Origin of the sequence: Bacillus sp. DX3.1 (assembly GCF_030292155.1) — a bacterium.
GTDB lineage: Bacteria > Bacillota > Bacilli > Bacillales > Bacillaceae_G > Bacillus_A.
This window is the reverse complement of the sequence record NZ_CP128153.1, coordinates 3,151,911-3,177,019: the sequence shown is the minus strand read 5'-3', so window position 1 is coordinate 3,177,019 and position 25,109 is coordinate 3,151,911. Positions and strand designations below refer to the sequence as shown.

Below are 25,109 nucleotides of genomic sequence, written 5' to 3'. Positions count from 1 at the left end.
CACTTCAAGATTCAGAGAGAAACAAAGAAGATAGGCGGGGGATGAAGAAAACCCCCACTGATAAAAGGTTCACTTTATAAATACAATCTATGTCTTTTCTTAGTTTATTTAAGAGATAATATATTCAAATAGATGGTTTTTGTTTTAATCTTATAATACGTTGATTGGAGCTCCCGCGGAATGGAAGTGTCAAATCTCTTTTTTCGAGTTCAAACCTTCCATCAACTAAAACATCTCCATAATGTAACAACTCTATCATATCGTTGTTTCGCGAATTCTGTATCTCTTCTAACGTATAACCAGTGTAAATCCATAGATTCTTTTTCAAACCTTTCACAGCCTTTGCCACTTTTTTCACTTCGGCAGCTTGAAAAAATGGATCTCCACCTGAAAATGTTACATCAGTCAGCGAATTTGTTGCGATCTCTTTTATAATTTCTTCTGCACTCATCTCAGTACCATTACAAAGATTCCAAGATTTTGGATTATGACAGCCAAAACAATGATGCGGACAGCCCGCAAAAAACACAACTGTCCGAAGTCCTTCTCCATCTACAACACTATCATGAATAATATTCATTACTCTCATTTATGTTTCACTCGATCCGCTTCTTCACTACGCTTCGCACTGTTCCATTTCGACATGTCCCCGACAAGGTATCCAGTAATACGGCGGATTCTTTCAATATGGTGTTCATCTTCATTCCCGCAGCCTGGGCATTCATTCTCAATCACTCCATTATAGCCACAGCATTTACAGCGATCCACCGGGTGATTAATAGAGCCGTATCCAACTCCATGTTGCGCCATTGCCTGCACAATTTGCTTTAATGCTTTTTGATTATGAATTGCTGCTCCGTCCAATTCAATATATGTAATATGACCGCCGTTACAAAGTGTATGAAACGGTCCTTCTAAACGAATTTTATCAAGCGCTTGAATGGAGTAGTAAACCGGGATATGAAATGAGTTTGTATAATAGTTATGATTTGTTACACCGCTAATGATCCCGAATTCATCTCGATCTTTTTTTATAAACTTTCCTGATAATCCTTCCGCAGGGGTTGCGACTAATGAAAAATTCAATTGATATTCTTCCGTTGCTTGCTCCATTTTCTTTCTCATATATGTAACAATTTCATATCCTAGATTCCATGATTCTTCGTCTTCTCCATGATGTTTTCCTGTTAGCGCAACTAAACATTCTGCCAGACCAATAAAGCCGATACTTAACGTACCTTGTTTCAAAATTTCAGCAACAGAATCTTCTGGTTGAAGTTTTTCACCACCGCGCCATACTCCTTGTGAATATAAAAACTGAAAATCCCTTGCTTTTTTTGTAGATTGGTAAGCAAATCTTTCTAGTAGCTGGCGAATGCCGAGATCTACATAATGATTCAATGCTTCAAAAAATACTTCTTTTGAGTCACTTATTAATGCTAACTTTACTAAGTTAATAGACGTAAACGATAAATTTCCTCTTCCAATGGCTGTTTCTTCTCCATGAATATTAGACATCACACGGGTACGACAGCCCATATAGCACACTTCACTTTCAGGGCGACCATCATAATGCATTGCATTAAATGGTGCATCTAAAAACGAAAAATTAGGAAATAATCGTTTCGCTGTCGTTTCTAATGCTAGTTCAAATAAATCATAATTCGGATCGCTTTCTTCAAAATTCACACCTTTTTTTAATTTAAAGATTTGAATTGGAAAGATTGGTGTTTCTCCTTTTCCTAACCCAGCTTGGGTTGCTCGTAATAACTGTCTAATTAGCAATTTTCCTTCTTTTGATGTATCCGTTCCGTAGTTAATAGAAACAAACGGTACTTGTCCACCACCGCGGCTATGCATGCTGTTAGAATTATGAATAAACGCTTCGCAAGCTTGATACGTATCGTTTTCTGTTTCTCTCCACGCAAACTCTTCTACTTGCTCGGCTGTTAATGGGTACGTCTCTAAACGTTTTTTATTTCTTTCAAACGTTTTTCTCACATAGGGTGCTAAATCCATATCAAACAGTGCAAAGGATTGTCCACCGTGCTGCATATTTTGATTTGCCTGAAAAATAATAGAAGAGAGCGCCAACGCACTTTTGATATCTTGTGGTTGTCGCATATGTCCATGACCTGTATGAAACCCTTTTTCTAGTATTTGTGCTAATGGAATTTGTGAGCATGTTGTCGTACCCGTTGCATAAAAATCTAAATCGTGCGGATATAAAATATTTTGATCTATCGCTTTTTTCACTTGTTCAGAAAGTAATTGTTCCATCGCATAATATTTTGCACTCTCAGATGCAAATGTTCCCATCATTCCCATTGGAGACCGACCGTCGACATTTGCATTTTCTTGCATTAAATCTTGATCGTTATCCTGTACAATAGTGTTAAATGTTGTCCATAAATTATCCCACGGTTGTTTTTTTATTCTACTTGATGGATTCATTCGATCCACTCCTTATCGATATGTAGTGTTTGTGACGTTGAAATAATACTACATATAGAATTGTTTTGCAAGGATATCAAAAAAGTATAGTACTTATAAAACAATATAAAATTAATGATTCGTATATATGGGAAATGTGAATTGTTTTTAATAAACTAGTATTGTCTATTAAATGATTTTTGTGGATATTGCTTTAGAACTTAATAGGTTTATCCTGCCATTCGCGGGCAGTAATACCCTCACCTCAAAATTCAGCGGGAGCAAGGAAGTTAGGCGAGGGATGAAAAAACCCCTCACTGATAAAAGTTTCACTTTATAAAATAAAAGGTATAAAAACATAATGCAGTGATTTTATTCACAGTATCCTTTTTCAGCGTAGTTTATCCTTAATGGAAGAGAGAGTATGGGGAATTTATTCTATATAGACATTGTTCTCAAGCTCTTTGTTTGATTCAGTAGCAAATTATTATGAAAAAACTATTTGAAATATCACTTCTACAAAATTTTCCCCCGCTATTTGCGGGCAGTAATACTCCCACCTCAAGATTCTAAGGAAACAAAAGAAGATAGGTGGAGGGATAAACTGCCCGTAAAAGCCCGATTGGTGAGGGCTAATAATCAGTGGGGGATGAAGAAAATCCCCACTGATAAAAGTTTCACTTTATAGAGTTCATCATATGAATTTTTTTGTAAGTATCAGTATATGACATTGTTGATAAAAAATTTTGAGTGTGAGGTGTTGAAAGAATGAAGTTAATTATTCCAAAGCAGCATGGAGCATGGGGAATGTTGCTTATTCCATTTGTTTTGGGGATTTTAATTGGTAAAGGGACGTGGTATCACATACCACTCTTTTTAGCATGGCTGTTTGTATATTTAGCCACGTATCCTTTATTAATGTACGTAAAACAACCACGAAAGAAGTATTACTTACATTGTTTCTTTCTTTATTTTAGTGTGGCCTTTGTATGTGCGATCATTGCTCTTATGTATGAATGGCGTATTGTGTTCTTTTCTATTATCATGATTCCATGTTTTTTCATAAATATTTATTATTCTCGTCAAAAAAACGAACGAGCTTTATTAAATGATATATGTGCTATTATTTTGTTTTGTATAGGGGGAATAATTAGTTATTATTTCACAATGAAAACAGTTGATGAGAAGATATGGGTGATTGCGACTATATCATTTTTATATTTTATGGGAAGTACGTTTTATGTAAAAACGATGATTCGTGAAAAAAAGAATCCAACGTATCGCTTTGTTTCATGGGGGTATCATTCTTTACTTGTAATTGCTACTTTAATTGTATCACCGTGGTTTACCATTGCCTTTATACCAAGTTTGGTACGATCCATACTCCTTTATGGTAGAAATATTTCGATTTTAAAAGTGGGCGTTTTGGAGACCTTAAATTCCATTTATTTTTTTATTTCAACAATATTATTAGTCAAAGCCTTTATGTAACTTACAATTATTAAAGCAAGCTCTTTATTGTCCATTAACTTTCCAACCATCAAATTGTAAATTTTGAAAAAGTATTAGATAAAAAAACTTCATATTTCCAGTGCTTAAGAAGGAACATTTCTCATTTAAGCGTGATTATACGTTAGAGGGAGAAAGAGTATTATTTATTGCAACATTGAATGTATATAAATACAAATAAAAAAACCGACATAACACCCTTCTTTTTAGGTGGGAGAGAGCATCCGGCCATGCATAGAAGCGGTCAGATCCTTTTCCTGCCCAGACATAGTGAAAACAAAGAGAGAAAACGAGTGCAGGTCACCTTTTGTTATTCATAGCCGCGGCTATATGTCGAAAAATCAAAATGGATTTATGTAGATGATAAAGAATTATCAACTAGTATTCCGTTATATCCTATTATAAAAAAACAATTACTGCCTATATTAAAAGAGTGTGGTTTTCAGTCCGTAGAAGCTTATGCCAGTTTTGAGAAAGTAGCTTATTCACCGAATGGACCAGCTTTAGTTCTTGTGGCTACAAAATAAATATGTAATAAAAAATACTTTAGTAAAGAAAAAGATTTTCATTTACTAAAGTATTTTTTTATTTGTTTTTGCAAAATGTGATTCAAGTCCTCTTTTTATCTTAGGAAAATTTTTATAATAAATGTGTTGTTAAGAGATAACAATCAGGAGGAATTAAAAAATATGAATAGAGAAATTAAGCTAACAGAAGATATATATTGGGTAGGGAAGATTGATAATAGGGAAGTTCCGTTTCATCGTTTAATCTTAGCAAAAGGAACAACTTATAATGCGTATCTTCTAAAAACTGAAAAACCAACAGTGATTGATACAGTTGACATAGAGTTTGGAAGAGAATTTGTAGAATATTTAAGTGAATTAATTGATCCACAAGAAATTCAATATATAGTAGTGAATCATTCAGAACCCGATCATTCAGGTGGTTTAGCAGCATTAGCATCAAGAGCTACGAATGCTACAATTGTATGCACAGAAATTGCAGTACCTGAGTTACAAGAAATGTATAAGCTGCATAATAGAAATTTCTTAGTTGTAAAAGATGGTGACACATTAGATATTGGCGGAAAAACATTGAAATTTAAAGAAACCCCATATCTCCATACAGAAGAAACGATGATTACATATTGCGTAGAAGATAAAATTTTATTCCCATGTGATATCTTTAGTACGCACGTAGCGAATAATGAAATTTTTAGCGATGAAGCGAATGTAGATATTACAGAAGATTTTATTGGCTACTATAATGCAATTATGCATCCACATAGAAGATACGTTAGAACGTTAATAGAAGCATTAAAAGATTTAGATGTACAAATGATCGCTCCATCTCATGGATACATTTTACGTCAAGATGTACAAAAATATATCGATTTATATGAAGAAATGAGCAAGGATACAACCCAAGGTAAAAAAGTAACAATCGTATATACAACAATTAAAAACAATACGAAAAAAATAGCAAATATTATCAAAGAAATATTCGAAGCAGATAACATTAATGTAACAGTATTCAACACTGAAAAATCAGATAAATATGAAATTATAGAGAGTATTCAAGAAGCAGATGCAGTCTTCATTGGATCTTCAACTAAATATGGAGATATGATTGGAAACTTAGAAGAAATTTTAAAAGAAATGACAGAAATAAACTTAGAAGGGAAAATTGCAGCTGCATTCGGATCATATGGTTGGAGTGGTGAAGCAATTGAGGTAGTACAAGATTACCTAAATAAAACAAACATGAATGTACAAAGTACATCAAACGTTATTAAATCTACAGGTATGACTCACGTTAAATTCCCTATTCGTGTAAGATTCTCTCCAAAGGATGAAGAGAAAACAAAACGAATCAAACATGCAACAACATTTGTCACAGATTTATTATTAAGTTCTATATAAATACAAATTAAAAAACCGACATAAAATCCTTCTTTTTAGGTGAGAGAGAGCATCCGGCCATGCATAGAAGCGGTTAGATCCTTTTCCTGCCCAGACATAGTGAAAACAAAGAGAGAAAACGAGTGCCGGTCACCTTTTGTTATCCATAGCCGCGGCTCATATGTCGAAAAATCAAAATGGATTTTATATATTTAATAGAAAAACGTAGGTGAAAACATGGAAAAGAATTTTGTTATTATCGGAAGCGGAGTAGCTGCTGTAAATGCTGCAAAAATAGTTAGAGACCATGACAAGGATTCAAATATATTCATTTTTGGTGAAGAATCATCTTTACCCTATAACAGAATTAAACTATCAAAAGAGCTATATTCAGATTTACATAGTGAAAAAGTTTTAATCAAAAAAGAAAAATGGTACCAAAATAATAATATATCAGTTTTCACAAATACAAAGGTAGTAAAAATTGATACAGAGCAGCAACATATTGTTACATCAAATAATGAAAAAATTTCTTATTACAAATTATTAATTTGTACAGGTGCAAATAATAGAAGGCTACCAGTAGATGGAATAAATAAAAAAAATGTCTTTACTATTAGAGACATGCATGAAGCAGATAACTTTAAAGCATGTTTAGAAGATAAAAAGCATGTTGTAAACATTGGTGGGGGCGTACAAGGATTAGAAACAGCTTGGTCTATCATGAAAGCTGGTAAAAAAGTATCTATTGTAGAAGTTGCCGCTACACTAATGGGAAGACAATTAGATGAAAAAATGTCTCTTCTATTAAAACAAAAAATTGAAAGTGCCGGAGTAAAGGTATATGTAAATACGACTATTGATTCTATTCTTGGAGAAGAAGAAGTAACTGGAATTAAAGTGAACGGTGAACAATTAATAGATTGTGATAGTGTTGTTTATTCAATTGGAGTCAATCCTAACATTTCTTTAGCAAATAATACGCCTATTCATGTAAATAGAGGTATTGTTGTCAATGAGAAGATGGAAACGAATGTGGAATCTGTATATGCTGCTGGGGATGTAGCAGAAGTAAATGGTGAAATTGGCGGACTATGGGGACGCGCAATGGATCAAGGGAAAATTGCAGGAAGTAATATGGTTTCTAATCCTGCAATTTACAAGAAAGCAATTCCAACTACTATCTTTAATGCATTCGATGTATCTTTATTCTCAATTGGATTCGTTGATGAAAAACAATGTGATACAACTATCGTTGAAGAAGATGGGAAAGAGAAGTATACAAGGTTATTTATCAAGGATAATAAAATAGTAGGTGTCATCTCATTAGAAGGAGTTGCTGCATCCATTCCTTACAAGTCTGCTATTGAAAAACAAGTATCATTGGAAGAGATTGATATGAAAAATACGAATATAAGTGAAATAATGAGCAAGGTAAAAAATATAAATACAAATTAAAAAACCGAGATAAAACCCTTATTTTTAGGTGGAAGGGAGCATCCGGCCATGCATAGAAGCGGTCAGATCCTTTTCTTGCCCAGACATAGTGAAAACAAAGAAAGAAAACGAGTGCCGGTCACCTTTTGTTATCCATAGTCGCGGCTTATATCTCGAAAAGTCAAAATGGATTTATAGAGAAACTAAAATCTTAATTTAATATATAGAAAGAGGACATGATAATGAAAAAATATATTTGTTTACCATGTGGTTATATTTATGATCCAGCAATTGGAGATCCAGATGAAGATATAGAACCAGGAACAAGTTTTGAAGATTTACCAGAAGATTGGGTATGTCCAGTATGTGGAGAAGATACTGAACACTTTGCACCAGTAGAAGAATAAAAAGAAAAAGGTAACGAGAATATTAAATAATTTCTCGTTACCTTTTTTGTATATATAAATACAAATTTAAAAAACGACATAAAACCCCTCTTTTTAGGTGGGAGAGAGCATCCGGCCATGCATAGAAGCGGTCAGCCCCTTTTCCTGCCCAGACATAGTGAAAACAAAGAGAGAAAACGAGTGCCGGTCACCTTTTGTTATCTATAGCCGCGGCTTATATGTCAAAAAATAAAAATGAATTTATATAGAAAACGTTTTCTTATGTGACTTGGGTCACTGGTGTGGTCCTTTGGAAAAGATATAATAATTTAGGTGCGAAGATACTTTATCCCGCTATGCACGGGCAGTAAGCCCCCCGTATTTAAAGAATATAGATGGAGATAACTACCCGTAAATGTCCAATTGGTGAGGGTTACTGATTAGTGGGGATGAAGAAAAAACCTACTGATTAAAGTTTCACTTTATGTAATATATTTAAAGTTAGGTGAGGTAAAGTAATATGAAAGAGCGTTGTTATCATAAAAATCTAGTGAAGCCTTGTCCAAGAAAAGTTCTAATTTTTAAATCCCTATCTGATGAAGAAATTTTAAAAATAGCTTCGATGACAAAACATAAGCAATTTAAAAAGGGACAACCATTAATTCATGAAGGAGAGAAATCAGACACATTATTTATTATTAATAAAGGACAAGTAAAGCTATCTAAATTAACCATTCAAGGGAAAGAGCAAATTTTACATATTTTAACGAGTGGAGAGTGCTTTTGTGAATTAAACATATTTAATTGTGATGAGAAGAGTAATTTTAGTGCGTATGCTATGGAAGATACAAAAATTTGTATGTTAACAAAAGATAATATGGATCATATAATGGAGCGGAATCCAGGTATTGCATTAAAGTTGCTGAAAACCGTTACAAAACGGTTAGCACATACAGAAAATTTAGCTCAAAATCTTGCAACAAATAATCCAGAAGTTAGAATTGCCTATATAATTCTAGAATTTTGCGAAAGGTACGGGGAGGATACTGATAAAGGAATACTTATAAATTTACCGTTGACACGAGAAGAAATTGCAAACTATATAGGGGTGACAAGGGAAACAATCAGTCGTAAATTTAGTAAATTTGAAGACTTAGGGCTTATAACATTAATTGGAAATAAGCGACTAATAGTTAAAAATAAGTTAGCCTTTAGAGAATATATAGAGTAGATGGATAGGTTATACTGAACTATATAAATATAAATTAAAAAACCGACATAAAACCCTTCTTTTTAGGTGGGAGAGAGCATCCGGCCATGCATAGAAGCGGTGAGATCCTTTTCCTGCCCCATGCCAAGTGAAAACAAAGAGAGAAAACGTTCATCAATACGGTCCGGAATTAGATACAAGGATGTGTTGTCATCCACTCACCAACAAATGATTTTTGGCAAGTGGATGAGACGAATACCAAAGTAAAAGTTGATATGCGAACGGTTCGAGGAATGAATTATCATATATGTAAACAAAAAAACTGATGTGAATGGAGTACCGTCAACATCCTTTACCTGAATCTATTTCCACATTATCCTCCAATATGGGACATTTCAATTTTTTTACGTTCAGTAGAAGATTCGCTTCGTTCAACAGAATAACGATCTTTTCTTCTAAACCATATGTTTTGAAGAAGCTCTGTTAGTTCTTCGTTTGATTGGTTGGATCTTATAAAATCGCGTAATTCATAACCGTTTTCTGCAAATAAGCACGTATACAATGTTCCATTTGCAGAAAGGCGGGCACGAGTACATGTTGAACAGAATGCATTTGAAACAGATGATATGATACCGATTTCAGATTCTGTTCCTACATACCGATAACGAGTAGCTACTTCACCTGTGTAGTTCGGATCAATTGCCTCAACAGGTATTACTTGATGGATGTCTTTAATTATTTGTTCTTTGGGATAAACATCTTTAAGATTCCATTTATTAGTATTCCCAACATCCATATATTCAATAAATCTTAAAATATGGCCTTTTTCAAGAAAATATTTAGCCATTGGAATAATTTCTTGATCATTCATACCACGCTTTACAACCATATTAATTTTCACTTTTAAACCAGCTGCAGCTGCTGCATCAATTCCATCCAGCACAGTTTTTACAGTAACTCCTCGACCATTTATACTTCCAAATACTTCGTCGTTTAACGAATCTAGACTAATGGATACACGTTTTAATCCGGACTCTTTTAATGCATATGCATGTTTAGACAGAAAGTAACCATTTGTTGTCATGCTAATATCTTTCACGCCGTTAATTTGATTTATTTTTTTAATAAGTTCAGGTAAATCCTTTCTCATTAGTGGTTCACCACCTGTAATTCTAATTTTTTGTACGCCCAGAGAATGAACGAAAATTTTTGTGAGGCGCTCTATTTCCTCATATGATAGAAGTTCGTCTTTATTTAAAAAAGGGTAATCTGTTCCAAATATCTCTGCTGGCATACAATACGTACAGCGAAAGTTACATTTGTCTGTAACAGAAATTCGTAAATCACGAAGGGGACGGTTAAAGTGATCATATACCGTCTTATTTAATTTCAATAAAAACCTCTCCCTTTAAAGCTTAATATTTATAACCATTTCAGGGCGCGAATAAACATTAGATGAAATTCTCTGTATAAATCCTACTATTGTAATTAGATCATCGAAAGTCTAATTGATGTAGATTTAGAAAGTACAATGTTAATTTCAATTTTAACTGCCTTACTAATACCTTTGGTGAGACTATTTCACTAAAAACAATGATTTTTCACGAATTAGAATTTTGTTTGATTAACGATAATTTCATCTGATGTACATAGGGCAATATTACGCACGCTACTTGTTTCATGAGATAAGTGCATTGGAAAGGGGGAGTGTTAGCTTGGTAGTCAATGTTTTAGTTGCGTGAACATCATTATGAGAATAAAACTGCCTACTTGTACCAAATTATGAATCAATAAAGGGTTTAATAAAATAAGAATGTTGGATCGTTGTAACATTAGCATTTAACTTAACATGAGTATAATTGGATATTCCATTAATATTTAAATGATGAAAGATATTCTTATAAAGTGGGAGGGTTACTGCCTGCGAATAGCGGGATAAATAAATAACATCTGTAGTTGTTAAAAATTCCACTATTATTTCTTTAAAGTGGATAGGTATACAGACCATGGTAGCAATGTTCTGTTAATTTATAAAAAAATTACAATTCATCAACTTTCATATTCTATATGTATTGTGATGAAGTATAGGATATTCGCTTCTTTATCAAGAATTCATATCTTCTTAAAGAATACAGAGATTGAATTAATTAAGGAATAAATCTTCGATGTTGCCAAAAACTAAATACAATCCACAGTAAAGGGTCTCTTTGAAAGGAGAAAATTTATAAGATGAATAAAAAAAAATGGCAATTGCCTCTTCAAGCCTCTAGTCTCATTGTTGGATTTATGGTTTGGGTATTAATCTCTTCCTTAATGCCAAATATAAAAAAGGATATTACATTATCTGATAATGAAGTTGCATTGGTTACGGCAGTCCCTGTGATATTAGGATCTTTAATGAGGATTCTATTGGGATATTGGACAAATCGTTTTGGAGCAAGAATCAATTTTGTCCTTAGTTTTTTACTATTACTCTTCCCAGTTTTTTATATTAGCATTTCTGATTCACTTGCTGATCTAGTTATTGGCGGTTTGGTACTTGGAATTGGTGGTGCAACCTTCTCGATAGGTGTAACTTCACTTCCAAAATATTATCCAAAAGAAAGACATGGGTTTATTAATGGAATTTATGGTGCTGGAAATATTGGTACAGCAATTACTTCATTTGCAGCTCCGATATTAGCAAATTCAATTGGTTGGGTTACAACTGTAAGACTTTTTCTAATACCTCTTCTTATTTTTGCTATTTTAAATTTTTTTCTTGGTGATTCAAAAGAACCTAGAGAAAACACTCCTTTAGGAAAGCAAATTAAGGCTGTCTATCGAAACGAAAAACTTTGGTTTTTAAGTTTCTTTTACTTTATTACATTTGGCTCATTTGTTGCCTTTACAGTCTATCTTCCAAATTTTTTAGTTTCAAACTTTCAATTGACTCCAGTAGATGCTGGAATGCGTACAGCTGGTTTTATTACAATCGCAACCTTTTTACGACCAGTAGGTGGTTGGTTAGGTGATAAGTTTAATCCATTTTTCATTTTATTATTTGTTTTTGGTGGATTAACATTTTCTGGTGTGCTCTTATCCTTTTCGCCAACGATTACATTGTATACGATAGGGTGCTTAACTGTTGCTTTCTGTGCTGGGATTGGAAATGGAACAATCTTTAAACTTGTTCCTTATTATTTTTCTAAGCAAGCAGGAATTGTTAACGGAATTGTATCAGCTATGGGAGGAATAGGAGGTTTTTTCCCACCGTTAGTACTATCATTAGTATTTAATGTAACAGGACATTATGCGATAGGTTTTATGGCATTAGCACAATTTTCACTTGTAAGTTTTGTTATTATTGTCTGGATGTATTATCTTGAAAAACTGAACTTAGAAACAAAAATTATCGAAAGCGTCGCACAAGGAATGATGGTTACGAATACAGAAGGAATTATTAAAAAGGTGAATCCTGCTTTTACGAGGGTGACAGGCTATCAACCTAAAGAAGTGATTGGAAAAACTCCAAGTATTTTAAGGTCAGGACTACACGATGCGAGCTTTTATCGTAGAATGTGGGAAAATATTCGTGCTAATGGATATTGGCAGGGTGAAATTATGAATAAAAGAAAGAATAATGAGATCTATTTAGAGTGGCTCACCATTAGTGCAGTGCAAAATGAAGCTGAAGAAGTAAAATACTATGTCGGATTGTTTAGCGATTTGACAGAAGAGAGGAAGTAACTTGAATGCATAGAGAACTTAGGCTTTTTTTGAGTTCTTTATGTATTCATTTTTATGTATGGACTCCAACGAGAACATGACAAAGAAGTTTAAAAAAAATGTATATGGATAAGCTTATAGAAATAGTTTCAAACTTTAATATTTAAGGTATATCTGATTATCTATTTTAATTACCAGAAGGGAAGTGAAGTAATTGTCAGGACCTAGTTTAAAAAAGCGAGATGCACATTCTTCCATTCATGAAGCAGCTCTTAATGAAGCAAGGGAGTTAAGAGAGTTATTTTACAAATGTTTACATAAAGATCAAAAGGAAAAGGCAGTTCAGATTGCTGAAATAATAATTGAACATTGGGAATCACGGACATTAAAACATGCGGAGTCTGAGGAAGAAGGATTATATAAGGATATCGTCAAGGAAAACCAAGAAATGGAGAAAACCGTTATTCAACTTACTCGTGATCATGATCTTATGCGTCGTATTGTGGAAGAAATGAAAGAAAGATTGCAAGCAAAAGAACTTGATGACCGGATGATTATGTTAATAGATAGTCTTATTGTTATTGATGAAATACATAATGAAGATGAAATGAATAATCTTCTATCAAATAACGAATGATAAGCAAGGAAAAATAAGGGAATATAGAGTGAGGATAAGTATGAATGAAAATAACATAGTAGAAGAAAGATTATTACGTTTTGAGCTCCCAACATTATATAAACAGATGCTTGGAGTATTTGAAAAGTATCATATCCATCCTTTCGACATTCAAGGAACAATATTGAAAAAAGAAAATGGCTATGATGTCATATTAAAATTTTCTCAATCTTTTTCACATGCAGCAACAACATTTGTAGGCTTTGAGCAAGCGATGCACCCAGGTGAAGAAGTCATTCATTTTTTTGAGGAAACAGCAAAGCGATGCAAGACTCAGTTAATGCAAGATTATTATAAAATGATCAAACTGTAGAAGGAGCTGAAAAGATCATTGTTTTCATTTGAAACGGATGCAATGTTGATTGATGACCGTGAGGATTTAATTGCTGTGTTACGTATGAGATTTGGAGAGATATCCGGAGAAATTATAGAAAAAATCTATGATATTAATGATATGAATTCCTTACAACGTCTTATTTTAGCTGCTGCAAATGCTATGAATTGGAATGTGTTTCTAGAGGAATTACAAGCTGGTAAAGATTCGTTTCGACTTTTGGGAGAAGATTTTAATCCAATAGGTGATAACCTGAAAGGGAAGGGAAGCATAGATGGAAAAGAAGCAAAATAAATTTCTACAAGCTCTTAAACATTTAAAGCGTGGTGAGCGTATCAATGACGGGTGGACAGAAGAAAGCCCTCGTCCACGTGAGGGGGAAGATGTATACCGTAGACGATGGCAGCATGATAAAGTAGTGCGCTCAACACATGGTGTGAACTGTACGGGATCTTGCAGTTGGAAAATTCATGTGAAAGACGGGATTATCGCATGGGAAACTCAGCAAACTGATTATCCGTCAACGGGTGATGATTTTCCTGATTATGAACCGAGAGGGTGTCCTCGTGGTGCGAGTTTTTCATGGTATACATATAGCCCAACTCGTGTGAAATATCCTTATGTACGTGGAGATCTTTACGCATTATGGAAAAATGAATTAGAGCAGACGGGTAATCCAGTTCAAGCTTGGGAAAATATTGTCTCCAATCCTAAAAAGCGTGAACAATATGTTAAAGCACGAGGCAAAGGTGGATTTGTCCGTGGAACTTGGAAAGATCTTTGTGAAATGATCGCCGCTTCTACTATTTATACGATCAAAAAATATGGTCCAGATCGAATTGTTGGTTTTAGTCCAATACCAGCTATGTCAATGGTTAGCTATGCTGGTGGTACAAGATTTCTTTCATTAATCGGAGGTACAATCCTCAGTTTCTATGATTGGTATGCTGATTTACCTCCCGCTTCCCCGCAGGTATGGGGAGATCAAACTGATGTCCCTGAAAGCGGTGATTGGTATAACTCCAAGTATTTCATTATATGGGGAACGAATATTCCACAAACGAGAACACCAGATGCACACTTTATGGTTGAATCAAGATACAACGGAACGAAAGTAGTGGGTGTTAGTCCTGATTATGCAGAATATGATAAGTTTGCTGATATATGGCTACCAGCAAAGGCAGGAACTGATGGTGCGCTTGCAATGGCGATGACACACGTCATTTTAAAAGAATTTTATGTTGATAAAGAGACACCTTATTTTATAGATTATGCAAAGCAATATACTGATTTACCTTATTTAATCATATTGAATAAAAAGAATGGTAGTTATCGTTCAGATCGTTTCTTGAGGGCGTCTGATTTTTCTAATCAATATGAACTAGGTGAGTGGAAAACAGTTGTGTGGGATGAGAATACGAATAATTTCTCTATTCCGAATGGGAGCCAAGGCTCACGTTGGGATAAAGGTAACAAATGGAATCTTGATTTAAAGAATGAAGATGGAATTGAAATTAATCCGAAACTAAGTTTTCTTAACGAAGCTGATGAAATTGCTATGGTAGAATTCCCTCATTTTGCAGAAAAAGAGGGTGGAACTGTTGAACGCGGTGTTCCAGCTAAACATATTAAGGATCAATATGGTAACGAATTAACAATTACGACTGTTTATGATTTGATGCTAGCTCATACTGGTATCAGTAGAGGACTAAATGGAGATTATCCTTCAGATTATAATGATTCAAATAAACCTTACACACCGGCTTGGCAGGAAAGCATAACTGGTGTGAATAAATCTCATGTTATCCAAGTTGCCAGAGAATTTGCTGATAATGCTGCCCGTACGAAAGGGAAATCAATGATTGCTATGGGTGGTGGCACGAACCATTGGTTTCATAGTGATCAAATTTATCGTGCAATTCTAAATCTCGTTTTATTAACCGGTTCTCAGGGTGTAAATGGTGGCGGTTGGGCTCATTATGTTGGACAAGAAAAAGTGCGCCCTTTGGAAGGATTCTCTCAAATTGCATTTGCGAATGATTGGGTAAAATCTCCACGTTTCATGAATGGTACGTCGTTCTTTTATTTTGTTACGGAACAATTTCGCTATGAATATGAGAAAAACGAGGAAGAAACAGAGTGGGGAAGTAAATACACGAATAAACACCCAGCTGACTTTAATGCACTATCTGCACGTTTAGGTTGGTTACCAAGCTTTCCGCAGTTTTCACAAAACTCATTAGATGTTATGAAAGACGCTCGTGCACGTAATAGTGATGACAACGAACTTATAAAAGATGTAGCTAAACAGCTTACAGATGGAACCCTAGATTGGGCCATTGAAAATCCAAATGATCCACGAAATTTTCCACGAGTCTTTTTTAACTGGCGTTCGAACCTCTTAGGCGACAGTGGAAAAGGTCATGAGTACTTTGTGAAGCACTTAATCGGTTCAGATGACTCGGTGCTTTCAGATATAGAACAGTCATGGCAACCTGAGGATGTCAATATTACTGAAAAACCACCTGAAGGCAAAACAGACTTATTTGTTAGTATGGATTTTCGTATGACTAGTTCCGGTCTTTTCTCAGATATTATCCTACCTGCAGCGACCTGGTATGAAAAGTACGATATTAGTAGTACTGATTTACATCCATTTGTTCACCCATTCAATGCAGCTATTTCACCCCCGTGGGATACAAAAAGTGATTGGGACTGCTTCCGAGAAATTGCCAAATGTTTTTCTGAACTTGCTAAAGAGCACCTGCCTGCACATGAAGACTTAGTTATGTCACCTCTCGCACATGATACGATTAATGAAATTGCACAACCTTTTGGAAAAGTCAAAGATTGGCGAAAAGGTGAAGTGGATGGAATTCCGGGTAAAACGATGCCAAACTTCAATATCATAAAACGAGATTATCCGAATGTATTTGATATGTGGACAACTGTTGGACCGAATATCAAAAACGGCTATGGAACGAAGGGTGTTCGAATACCAGGGGAAAAAGTCTACAAAGAATTACTTGACCGTCTGGGAATATCGAAGCGTGAGGGAATTGGAAAAGGTCAGCCAGATTTACATTCAGATAAACAAGCAATAAATGCGATTCTTCTTATGTCCGGCGCAACAAATGGTAAACGTGCTGTTGAGGGATGGAAATCAATGGAGGAAAAGACAGGAAAATCACTAGAACATATTTCTGCAGGACGTGAAGAAGAGGATTATACGTTGGACGCCTTAACGATTCAACCACGTCAGGCAATATCTACACCGGTTTGGAGTGGTCTGGAGAATGATAATCGCCGTTACTCTCCGTTTACGGTAAATAAGGAGTTTCATATACCGTGGCATACATTGACAGGTAGACAAAGCTTTTATCTTGATCATGAGGTAATGTTAGATTTCGGCGAAGGACTTCCTTTATATCTACCACCGATTACAAAGGGTCCTTTTATTAAAGGTGAAAAAGAAGTAGAAAATACCGAGAAATCACTAGTCCTTCGCTATTTGACACCTCATCAAAAATGGGGAATTCATACGATGTTTACGGATACGACTAACATGGCACAATTATTCCGAGGCTGGCAGACTGTATGGCTTAACGAAAAGGATGCAGCATCAGTTGGTATTAAGGATAATGATTGGATTGAAGTGTACAACCGTAATGGCGTTGTTGTGGCTAGAGCTGTTCTAACATACCGTATGCCTCAAGGTGCAGCTTATATGTATCATGCACAGGACCGAACGATGGGAGTACCAGGAAGTACGATTAATAAAAAACGTGGGGGAACACATAACAGTGTAACGAGAATTTATCCAAAAGCGACACACATGATTGGAGGGTATTCACAACTAAGTTATGGATTTAATTACTACGGACCAACTGGAAGTCAGAGGGACACGATGACGATTATCCGACCATTGAAGGAGGTCGATTGGCTTGAAAATTAAAGCACAAGTTGCTATGGTTATGCACCTTGATAAATGTATTGGCTGTCATACTTGTTCTGTAACGTGTAAAAATACATGGACAAATCGACCAGGTATGGAATACGTATGGTATAACAATGTCGAAACACGTCCAGGACCTGGTTACCCAAAAGAGTGGGAAAATACGGATCGTTACAAAGGTGGTTGGATATTAAAAAATGGAAAGCTGCATTTAAAAGCAGGGGGACCTATTTCAAAATTGGCTAACATTTTTTACAATCCAAATATGGCCGGAATTACTGATTTTTATGAACCATGGACATACGATTTTGAGCATCTTCATCAAAGTCCAAAGAAAGAGAATTTGCCTGTTGCACGTCCTAAATCAATGATCACTGGTAAGTATATTGATAAACCAGAATGGGGGCCAAATTGGGATGATGATCTTGCAGGTGGTAGCGAAGTTGTCCCAATGGATCCAAATGTCCAAAAGCTTCAGGAACATATTTCGATGGAATATGAGAAAACATTTATGATGTATTTGCCAAGGATTTGTGAACATTGTCTCAATCCATCTTGTGTGGCATCCTGTCCCACAGGAGCTTTGTATAAAAGAGAGGAAGACGGCATTGTTCTCGTTGACCAAGATTCATGTCGTGGCTGGCGTTTTTGTATGAATGGATGTCCTTACCATAAGGTATATTATAATTGGAATACACATAAAGCAGAAAAATGTAATTTTTGTTATCCAAGAACTGAAGCAGGGCTACCCACAGTTTGTTCTGAAACATGCGTCGGCCGTATTCGCTATATCGGCGTTGTTTTATATGATGCAGACAGGGTGAAGGAAGCTGCGTCTGTTGAAAATCCAAAAGACCTACATGAATCACAACTCTCAGTATTTTTAGACCCATTTGATCCTGAAGTTATTGAAAAAGCAAAAGAAGCAGGTATCAATCAAAGCTGGATTGAAAGTGCACAGCAGTCTCCAGTATATAAAATGGCAATGAAGTGGAAAATTGCTTTGCCACTTCATCCAGAATATCGGACTTTACCGATGGTATGGTACGTGCCGCCTCTTAGCCCGATTATGAATCATATCACAAATGAGAGTGAGCTCAGTGCAGATGGATATATTCCAGCAGTTGATCAAATGAGAATTCCAATGGAGTATTTAGCTTCGTTGTTGACAGCAGATGATACCGATGTAATCCGCAGAGTATTATTAAAAATGTCAGCTATGCGTGTTCATATGCGTTCACAAACAGTGGGTGGTATTGATGCGATGAAAAAAAGTAAGTTGTTAGAAGAAGCTGGTACTACAGTAGAGGAACTAGAAGATATGGCTAGATTACTTGCGGTTTCAAAATATAATGAACGTTTTGTCATTCCAACAGCAAGGCGCGAAATGGATGAGGATTTACATTATAAGCAAGGGGCATGTAGTATCGAAAGTTTAGCACCACCAGAAGGAATGACAACTTATCCATTTGAAAGAAGTGAAAATCAATGACGAATGAAGCATCAACTATTTTAGTTGTAATGTCTAGAGTTTTTGACTATCCAGATAATACCTTTTATGATAAATATTCAACTATCGAAGAATACGTAAAAAATCAGATTTCAACGTCGAAAGTACGAAAGGAAGTTCTCGAGAGGTTAAAACCTCTTTTTACAATACCGTTTAAAGACCTTCAAGAACTTTATGTTGAAACGTTTGATTATACAGAAAAAACGAGTCTCTATTTAACGGCTCATGAATTAGGAGACAGCCGTAAGCGTGGTGCTGCACTAATTAAATTACAGAAGATGATCTGTGAAGCTGGATACGAAAATGTTGGTAAGGAATTGGCTGATTATATTCCGATGCTATTAGAGCTTTTGGCAGTGGCACCAGAGGATGAAAACCTTATTCGGCTTAAGAATCGATTATCTTACGCAATACATCGAATCATAAACAATCTTCCTAGCAGCAATCCATATCATAAAGTGATGGAGCTTTTGATGATGTTTGTCTTCGAAGCACCAAAATTAGAGGAAATTACTTTGTTAGAAAATCAGCGCGAGGAAGCTGATTTAGAGCCATTACCGTATCCTATGATATATCAATAAAGTGACGCTTTTATCATTGGGATTTTCTTCATCTTCGCCGATAATCAGCCTTCACAATCGAGCTTTTACGGGCAGTTATTCCTTTCTCTCTGGGAGCCTTACTGCCCGCAAATAGCGGGATAAAATGAATGAAAGTACACTGATGATCTACTAAGGAGGTCAGACATGGAAGAGAATTTTTGGTGGGTTATTTTTCCTTATATTTCAGGTACAATTCTCGTATTAGGTTCTATTTACCGGTTTGTATTTCGAAGGATGACCTGGTATGCGCCATCAACAGAAATCTTTGAGAAAAAGTGGTTAAGGTTAGGCTCAGTAAGTTTCCACTTTGGAATTCTTTTTGCTCTTGTTGGACATGTAATGGGAGTCTTAATTCCGAAAGGTGTATATGATGCGTTAGGTGTTACAGATCATACGTATCATTTTTTGGCTATTGCAGGTGGTGGATTTGCTGGACTTATGGTTTTATTTGGATTGGTTGTCATGATAATTCGTAAAATATCATTTCCAAAAGTTCGTGTACATACAACATTCGGAGACTATTTTGTGATTGTGATGTTAATCATTATTGCTGGATTAGGAACATATATGACATTAATTTATAACACAACCGTTGTGGCTTATGAATACCGCACATCAATCGGTCCATGGTTCAGAAGTTTATTTACACTCCAACCTCAGTTTGATTTAATGTTATCGGTACCATTGCTTTTTAAAGTTCATGTTATTTTTTCCTTCATCTTATTTGCGTCCATTCCCTTTACACAACTGATACATATGTTCAGTTTTCCTGGACGCTATCCGGCACGGGCACCTCAGCAATATCGATCTCGTAATGGATATAAAAATAGCAGGCAATAAAGAATCTATAAAATAGAATAGGATTTCTATGCTAAAGCCAACTTTTTGTATTGTCCACATTGCATTCGGCCAACTATGCATTTGTAAATGCAGTCTTCGCCAAGCTTGACATATGTAACTCGCAACACTCGCGTACATAAAACCGCTATAAAGCGGAACACCGAAAATTTTTGTCCATGCTTGTTCTGGATAGGCCCAAGAACCGAAGTATACTTTATATATTTCTAGTAGTAGTCCAATGAGATGAAAAACCGCAATCACCTTGAGTTCATCTTTTGTTTCCATGCCTGTTTTATACATTGCATACTGTATGAGAAGACAGACAAGTAAAATGAAATCATAGCGATATAATCCGGGAATATGAATGATTTTTGAAAGGGCGAGCGTTATAAAAATAGCTACAGGGAAAATACAAGATAAGGCTTGTTGATAGCTAAAGTAAAGTAATTGTCGTACATATTTCATTGTTTCTCCTTTCAAATGATAAAGTTCATTTTTTTGAAAAGTATGACGGAAGCCCACTATAATATAAACTTTTTAAAACTAAAAATCACTATATTTTTGCTGTATTTGTAAGGGGAGGAAGGTTTTTCTTGAAATGTTTTTTATAATTTAAAAAAGTATAAAGAAATAGATTGTCTTTCAAAAAAATGAAGATATAACACTTGATAAAAAGGATAATAATGGTGCATAAGGAGTGGAATGAACATTGTTTTTTTGCTATTAATAATACGATAAAATTAAATGAGTTGACAATGTGAATATCTTTGGAGATAATTAATAGGAACATGTGTTCGCTCTTGCCAATATGGTAATTTTACGTTGTACATACAGTTGATAAAAGGAGTGGTTTTAAGTGGGAAATTCAAATCAAAAAATTACTACATTTTTAATGTTCTCTGGCCAGGCTGAGGAGGCAATGAATCATTACATTTCTATATTTGACAAATCAGAAATAATTAGTATAACTCGTTATGGAGCGAACGAAGAAGGTGTGGAAGGGACTGTGTTACACGCTACATTTTCACTTAATGGGCAAGAATTTATGTGTATAGATAGTAGCGTTAAGCATGGATTTACATTTACTCCTGCAATATCATTGTATGTAACATGTGATACAGAAGAAGAAATAGAGCGAGTTTTTGAGAAGCTATCACAAGATGGGACAGTTCTCATGCCATTAGCAGCTTATCCATTTAGTGAAAAATTTTGTTGGGTTGGAGATAAATTTGGTGTTTCATGGCAATTGAGTCTTGCAAAAGGCTAACTCCTTCAATTTTGAATAAATAAGGATAAACACAAATACCACCGTTCTAAAAACTTGAATGGTGGTATTTGTGTTTATAAGACCAAAATTAAATACATTCACTAATCTACATATAATTGCAGGACAAGGAGCAATTGTTGTCGAATTTTTACAGCATATAGAGTGTGAGCTTGGTGATATAGTGTAGTTTCTAAAATGAGTACGTATAAATGAAAGGGCATTCTATCTGAAAATCAATAATAATCTCGTTATGTAAAAGGAGTCGTTTCAAATGAATTTAGAAAAATCAAAGCCTGCAGCGGAGGAACTGGTAGAGTTAAAAGAAATGGTCAAAGAACTTCACGGCAGCATGCATCAATTACAAGCAGAAGTACAACAACTTCGTCATGAAAAGCAAGTTGTCGAGGTGAGGAAAGGATTTGAATTGACACCCAAAATTATTGGTGAAATCGGTGGGATTATTTTAGGGGCTCTTGCGATTATCGGGATATTTTGGATGTAAAAAAGGTTTGCAGCATGGTGCTGCAAACCTTTTTTATAGTAAGTAACGCAAATATATATACGCATGTGATAATAATAATGCGATAACTGTTAAAGGTAATCCAATTTTTAAGAAATCTAAGTATGAAAACCCGTGACCTTCACGGCTTGCAATTCCAGCGACAACAACGTTAGCAGATGCGCCAATTAGCGTGCCGTTTCCGCCTAAGCAAGCACCAAGTGATAATGCCCACCAGAGTACTTCTATTTGCGGGGAATCGACAGAGAGACCGAGCCCAGATGCTAAATCTTGAATAAGTGGAATCATCGTTGCGACAAATGGAATGTTATCAATGGTAGCTGATGCTACACCTGATACCCATAAGATTAAAATAGCCGCATAGCCGATATCTCCATTTGTAACATCAATCACTTCTTTTGCCATTGATGAAATAAGACCGATGTCAATGAGCCCACCAACAAGAATGAATAATCCAGCAAAGAAGAAAATAGTTACCCATTCTACGTGAGCAAAAACATCTTCTAATTCGTGTTGTTTCACACCAATTAACATAAGTATTGTAGCACCAGTCATCGCAATAACTGCCGCATCAACATGGATGACGGAATGAAGAACAAAACCGACAATCGTTAATCCTAAAATCGACAGGGACTTTACCAATAAGCTACGATCACGAATGTAATCTTTTTCATTTAGTGCCATAAGTGTAGCAATTTGCTCAGATGTTGTTTTTAATTTTTTTCGATACATGAAATAAATAATGCCTAATGTAACAGCTGAAATAACGACTACAATTGGTGCTAAATTCAGTAAAAATGCATTGAAATCAAGATGTTTATTTGCTGATCCAATCATAATATTTGGAGGATCACCAATCAACGTTGCGGTACCACCGATGTTTGAAAACAGTACTTCAGAAATCAAATATGGAACCGGTTGTACTTTTAAGATACGAGTAATTGATAATGTAACAGGAACGATTAATAAAACGGTTGTTACGTTATCTAAAAATGCGGAACCGACGGCGGTTAAAAGGGATAAAAATAATAAAATGCGAATTGGTTTTCCACCTGCTGCTTTTGCTGCTTTGATAGCTACATATTCGAATACACCGGATTGACTCGTAATATGTACGAGAATCATCATTCCAATTAACAGGGTAATGGTTTCCCATTGGATATGTGATGTAAAGGCAGTATGTAAGTCTACGATTCCAAAAATAATCATAATGGCAGCACCGAACAGTGCAATAACAGCACGGTTCAATTTCTCAGAAATAATAAATCCGTATGTGATTAAAAATACGGCGATTGCAAAATAATAATGCCAATTTGCTACTTCATGTGCTGAATGTTCCAACATGTCACCTTCTTTAAAATATGTATTAAATTGTCGAAAAATATCCCTCCGCATAAGCTCTATTGTAGCAAATTCAAAAAGAGAAAGAAAATGATTTGAAAAAATGAGGAGGAGGTATAAATTTCACATACCAAATTGAAAATAAAGGCAAATAATTATGCAAAGTAAGCATTGTCCTCTATTATAGAGATAGCAATTCTCATTATTTTTGCGTAAACTGTTTTAAAGAGGTGAAATCCGATGGAAATAATCAAAGATACTTCTGTTATCCAAAATGAAATTGAACGTTTTGTAAATAAAGATGTATATATTCATTTAGAAACAACGAACGGAGCATATGCTTCACACTTTAATGAAAAAATGATGACGGTAGGAGCATTTATTCGAAATGCAATCATTCGTTTTGAACGCGGGAAAATTACAGGAACGAACCCATACCGAATTGGTTTGAAAATGGATCATGGCTGGGTATATGCTGAAGGCGTTACGCACTGGGAAAGAGACGAGAAAGATCGTCTATTACTAGCAGGACATGATGACAAAGGGCGTCTAGCAGTAGCGCTTGAATTAAGCTTAACGCCATTTGCGTAAGAAGGAGAGGACAGTATGGAAAGACATGTACTTGTTGTATTTCCGCATCCAGATGACGAATCATTTGCAGCGGGAGGAACAATTAGTTTATTAAGAAAACAAGGAATACCTGTTACGTACGCGTGCGGAACACTTGGCCAAATGGGACGTAATATGGGGAAAAAAGTTTTCGCTAATCGCGAAACGATTCCAAATATCCGTAAGAAAGAATTAATAGACGCTTGTGAAGCGATGGGCATTGAAGATTTACGTATGCTTGGCTTCCATGATAAAACGTTAGAATTTGAAGATGTAGATTTTGTCGCAGACAAAATTGAAGCGATTATTCGTGATGTGAATCCGTCACGAATCATTACATTCTATCCAGAACATGGCGTTCATCCAGATCATGATGCATTTGGTCGTGCAACAGTTCGTGCGGTTTCACGTATGCCAAAAGAATCACGCCCTGTTATTCATGCGGTTGCAATTACGAAAAATCGTGAAGAAGTATTAGGTGAACCGGATGTTGTGAATAATGTAAGTGAAGTGTTCGAACAAAAGCTAGATGCACTGCGTGCACACCGTTCACAAACAGAAGCAATGCTTGAAGAAACACAAGTAAAACTGCAAAACAAAGATGCAGCAACATTAAAATGGTTACAAGTTGAACAGTTTTGGACATATAAATTTTAATGGGCTAGAAGTTTTAACAGTACTCCAACAGAAGTCCCCTTCTTCAAACAACTTGTAAAAGTGTTAAGGAGGGGTCATTCACCTTCTAGCATGTTATACATAAAAAAGAGATGCCAACGTATGGGCATCTCTTTTTCTTATAAATAGGCACTTCTTAATCATATGCCACATATACTACAGCGAATCTTGAAAAGAGGGGATAATTTTTATG

Annotated in this window: 21 protein-coding genes and 2 pseudogenes; 18 read left to right on the top strand and 5 right to left on the bottom strand. The window is 35.3% G+C overall.

What is annotated here, in order from left to right:
• Nucleotides 1–124: 124 nt before the first annotated feature.
• Both nrdG and QRE67_RS15740 read right to left on the bottom strand, forming a co-directional pair.
• Nucleotides 125–589, bottom strand: coding sequence for an anaerobic ribonucleoside-triphosphate reductase activating protein (gene nrdG, locus QRE67_RS15745; protein WP_286121109.1), 465 nt, complete (start codon nt 587–589; stop codon nt 125–127).
• Complete coding sequence (locus QRE67_RS15740; RefSeq protein ID WP_286121108.1) at nt 586–2,454, bottom strand: anaerobic ribonucleoside triphosphate reductase; 1,869 nt, start codon at nt 2,452–2,454, stop codon at nt 586–588. The genes nrdG and QRE67_RS15740 overlap by 4 nt, the downstream gene beginning before the upstream one ends.
• A gap of 747 nt (nt 2,455–3,201) precedes the next feature.
• Between QRE67_RS15740 and QRE67_RS15735 the strand changes: the two genes are divergently transcribed.
• The 6 genes and pseudogenes from QRE67_RS15735 to QRE67_RS15715 all read left to right on the top strand — a co-directional run bounded on the left by QRE67_RS15735 (nt 3,202) and on the right by QRE67_RS15715 (nt 8,900).
• A complete protein-coding gene (locus QRE67_RS15735; protein WP_286121107.1) occupies nt 3,202–3,924 on the top strand; it encodes a YwiC-like family protein in 723 nt (240 codons plus the stop codon).
• Between the two features lie 50 nt (nt 3,925–3,974).
• Nucleotides 3,975–4,105 (top strand): annotated as a pseudogene (locus tag QRE67_RS28705) (SAM-dependent methyltransferase); the annotation flags it as partial.
• A 526-nt stretch (nt 4,106–4,631) separates the two neighbouring features.
• Complete coding sequence (locus tag QRE67_RS15730; protein ID WP_286121106.1) at nt 4,632–5,867, top strand: FprA family A-type flavoprotein; 1,236 nt, start codon at nt 4,632–4,634, stop codon at nt 5,865–5,867.
• A gap of 216 nt (nt 5,868–6,083) precedes the next feature.
• A complete protein-coding gene (locus tag QRE67_RS15725; protein ID WP_286121105.1) occupies nt 6,084–7,304 on the top strand; it encodes an NAD(P)/FAD-dependent oxidoreductase in 1,221 nt (406 codons plus the stop codon).
• Between the two features lie 221 nt (nt 7,305–7,525).
• Nucleotides 7,526–7,690 (top strand): rubredoxin, encoded by a 165-nt coding sequence (rd, locus tag QRE67_RS15720; RefSeq protein ID WP_286121104.1) that lies wholly within the window; start codon nt 7,526–7,528, stop codon nt 7,688–7,690.
• Between the two features lie 499 nt (nt 7,691–8,189).
• A complete protein-coding gene (locus QRE67_RS15715; protein ID WP_286121103.1) occupies nt 8,190–8,900 on the top strand; it encodes a Crp/Fnr family transcriptional regulator in 711 nt (236 codons plus the stop codon).
• Between the two features lie 352 nt (nt 8,901–9,252).
• Here QRE67_RS15715 and moaA read toward each other — a convergent pair whose 3' ends face one another.
• The gene (gene moaA / locus QRE67_RS15710; protein WP_286121102.1) at nt 9,253–10,272 is read right to left on the bottom strand and encodes a GTP 3',8-cyclase MoaA; all 1,020 of its coding nucleotides are present in this window, start codon (nt 10,270–10,272) and stop codon (nt 9,253–9,255) included.
• Between the two features lie 836 nt (nt 10,273–11,108).
• Here moaA and QRE67_RS15705 point away from each other — a divergent pair.
• The 8 genes from QRE67_RS15705 (at nt 11,109) to narI (ending at nt 20,504) form a co-directional block, all read left to right on the top strand.
• On the top strand, nt 11,109–12,608 hold the full coding sequence (locus QRE67_RS15705; protein ID WP_286121100.1) for a nitrate/nitrite transporter: 1,500 nt from the start codon (nt 11,109–11,111) through the stop codon (nt 12,606–12,608).
• A 193-nt stretch (nt 12,609–12,801) separates the two neighbouring features.
• Nucleotides 12,802–13,224, top strand: a complete 423-nt coding sequence (locus QRE67_RS15700) for a hypothetical protein (RefSeq protein ID WP_286121099.1) — start codon at nt 12,802–12,804, stop codon at nt 13,222–13,224.
• A 40-nt stretch (nt 13,225–13,264) separates the two neighbouring features.
• Nucleotides 13,265–13,576: a hypothetical protein gene (locus tag QRE67_RS15695; protein ID WP_286121098.1), complete on the top strand. Its 312-nt coding sequence runs from the start codon at nt 13,265–13,267 to the stop codon at nt 13,574–13,576.
• Between the two features lie 18 nt (nt 13,577–13,594).
• Nucleotides 13,595–13,891 (top strand): hypothetical protein, encoded by a 297-nt coding sequence (locus tag QRE67_RS15690; RefSeq protein ID WP_286121097.1) that lies wholly within the window; start codon nt 13,595–13,597, stop codon nt 13,889–13,891.
• Nucleotides 13,872–17,552, top strand: coding sequence for a nitrate reductase subunit alpha (locus tag QRE67_RS15685; RefSeq protein WP_286121096.1), 3,681 nt, complete (start codon nt 13,872–13,874; stop codon nt 17,550–17,552). The genes QRE67_RS15690 and QRE67_RS15685 overlap by 20 nt, the downstream gene beginning before the upstream one ends.
• A complete protein-coding gene (gene narH, locus QRE67_RS15680; RefSeq protein ID WP_286121094.1) occupies nt 17,542–19,044 on the top strand; it encodes a nitrate reductase subunit beta in 1,503 nt (500 codons plus the stop codon). The genes QRE67_RS15685 and narH overlap by 11 nt, the downstream gene beginning before the upstream one ends.
• Nucleotides 19,041–19,643 (top strand): nitrate reductase molybdenum cofactor assembly chaperone, encoded by a 603-nt coding sequence (gene narJ / locus QRE67_RS15675; RefSeq protein ID WP_286121093.1) that lies wholly within the window; start codon nt 19,041–19,043, stop codon nt 19,641–19,643. The genes narH and narJ overlap by 4 nt, the downstream gene beginning before the upstream one ends.
• Before the next feature lie 165 nt (nt 19,644–19,808).
• Nucleotides 19,809–20,504, top strand: a complete 696-nt coding sequence (gene narI, locus QRE67_RS15670) for a respiratory nitrate reductase subunit gamma (RefSeq protein ID WP_286121091.1) — start codon at nt 19,809–19,811, stop codon at nt 20,502–20,504.
• Between the two features lie 48 nt (nt 20,505–20,552).
• Here narI and QRE67_RS15665 read toward each other — a convergent pair.
• A pseudogene (locus QRE67_RS15665) lies at nt 20,553–20,969 on the bottom strand (DUF817 family protein); the annotation flags it as partial.
• A 391-nt stretch (nt 20,970–21,360) separates the two neighbouring features.
• Here QRE67_RS15665 and QRE67_RS15660 point away from each other — a divergent pair.
• Nucleotides 21,361–21,771 carry a VOC family protein gene (locus tag QRE67_RS15660; RefSeq protein WP_286121090.1) on the top strand — a complete coding sequence of 137 codons (411 nt, stop codon included), beginning with the start codon at nt 21,361–21,363 and terminating at the stop codon, nt 21,769–21,771.
• Nucleotides 21,772–22,042: 271 nt separating this feature from the next.
• Complete coding sequence (locus tag QRE67_RS15655; RefSeq protein ID WP_286121089.1) at nt 22,043–22,273, top strand: hypothetical protein; 231 nt, start codon at nt 22,043–22,045, stop codon at nt 22,271–22,273.
• A 33-nt stretch (nt 22,274–22,306) separates the two neighbouring features.
• Here the strand turns inward: QRE67_RS15655 and QRE67_RS15650 are convergent, their stop codons facing one another.
• A complete protein-coding gene (locus QRE67_RS15650; RefSeq protein ID WP_286125299.1) occupies nt 22,307–23,632 on the bottom strand; it encodes an ArsB/NhaD family transporter in 1,326 nt (441 codons plus the stop codon).
• 240 nt (nt 23,633–23,872) lie between these two features.
• Between QRE67_RS15650 and QRE67_RS15645 the strand changes: the two genes are divergently transcribed.
• Together QRE67_RS15645 and bshB2 are read left to right on the top strand one after the other, a co-directional pair.
• Nucleotides 23,873–24,223, top strand: coding sequence for a YojF family protein (locus QRE67_RS15645; protein WP_286121088.1), 351 nt, complete (start codon nt 23,873–23,875; stop codon nt 24,221–24,223).
• Between the two features lie 15 nt (nt 24,224–24,238).
• The gene (gene bshB2 / locus QRE67_RS15640; protein WP_286121087.1) at nt 24,239–24,898 is read left to right on the top strand and encodes a bacillithiol biosynthesis deacetylase BshB2; all 660 of its coding nucleotides are present in this window, start codon (nt 24,239–24,241) and stop codon (nt 24,896–24,898) included.
• Nucleotides 24,899–25,109: the final 211 nt, after the last annotated feature.

Excerpts from the sequence above, each read along its gene's own strand:
- nrdG (WP_286121109.1), bottom strand. The coding sequence starts at position 589 with ATGAGAGTAATGAATATTATTCATGATAGTGTTGTAGATGGAGAAGGA.
- QRE67_RS15730 (WP_286121106.1), top strand. The coding sequence starts at position 4,632 with ATGAATAGAGAAATTAAGCTAACAGAAGATATATATTGGGTAGGGAAG.
- QRE67_RS15725 (WP_286121105.1), top strand. The coding sequence starts at position 6,084 with ATGGAAAAGAATTTTGTTATTATCGGAAGCGGAGTAGCTGCTGTAAAT.
- narI (WP_286121091.1), top strand. The coding sequence starts at position 19,809 with ATGGAAGAGAATTTTTGGTGGGTTATTTTTCCTTATATTTCAGGTACA.
- QRE67_RS15655 (WP_286121089.1), top strand. The coding sequence starts at position 22,043 with ATGAATTTAGAAAAATCAAAGCCTGCAGCGGAGGAACTGGTAGAGTTA.
- QRE67_RS15740 (WP_286121108.1), bottom strand. The coding sequence starts at position 2,454 with ATGAATCCATCAAGTAGAATAAAAAAACAACCGTGGGATAATTTATGG.
- QRE67_RS15715 (WP_286121103.1), top strand. The coding sequence starts at position 8,190 with ATGAAAGAGCGTTGTTATCATAAAAATCTAGTGAAGCCTTGTCCAAGA.
- bshB2 (WP_286121087.1), top strand. The coding sequence starts at position 24,239 with ATGGAAAGACATGTACTTGTTGTATTTCCGCATCCAGATGACGAATCA.
- narJ (WP_286121093.1), top strand. The coding sequence starts at position 19,041 with ATGACGAATGAAGCATCAACTATTTTAGTTGTAATGTCTAGAGTTTTT.
- rd (WP_286121104.1), top strand. The coding sequence starts at position 7,526 with ATGAAAAAATATATTTGTTTACCATGTGGTTATATTTATGATCCAGCA.
- QRE67_RS15705 (WP_286121100.1), top strand. The coding sequence starts at position 11,109 with ATGAATAAAAAAAAATGGCAATTGCCTCTTCAAGCCTCTAGTCTCATT.
- QRE67_RS15735 (WP_286121107.1), top strand. The coding sequence starts at position 3,202 with ATGAAGTTAATTATTCCAAAGCAGCATGGAGCATGGGGAATGTTGCTT.
- QRE67_RS15685 (WP_286121096.1), top strand. The coding sequence starts at position 13,872 with ATGGAAAAGAAGCAAAATAAATTTCTACAAGCTCTTAAACATTTAAAG.
- QRE67_RS15645 (WP_286121088.1), top strand. The coding sequence starts at position 23,873 with ATGGAAATAATCAAAGATACTTCTGTTATCCAAAATGAAATTGAACGT.
- QRE67_RS15695 (WP_286121098.1), top strand. The coding sequence starts at position 13,265 with ATGAATGAAAATAACATAGTAGAAGAAAGATTATTACGTTTTGAGCTC.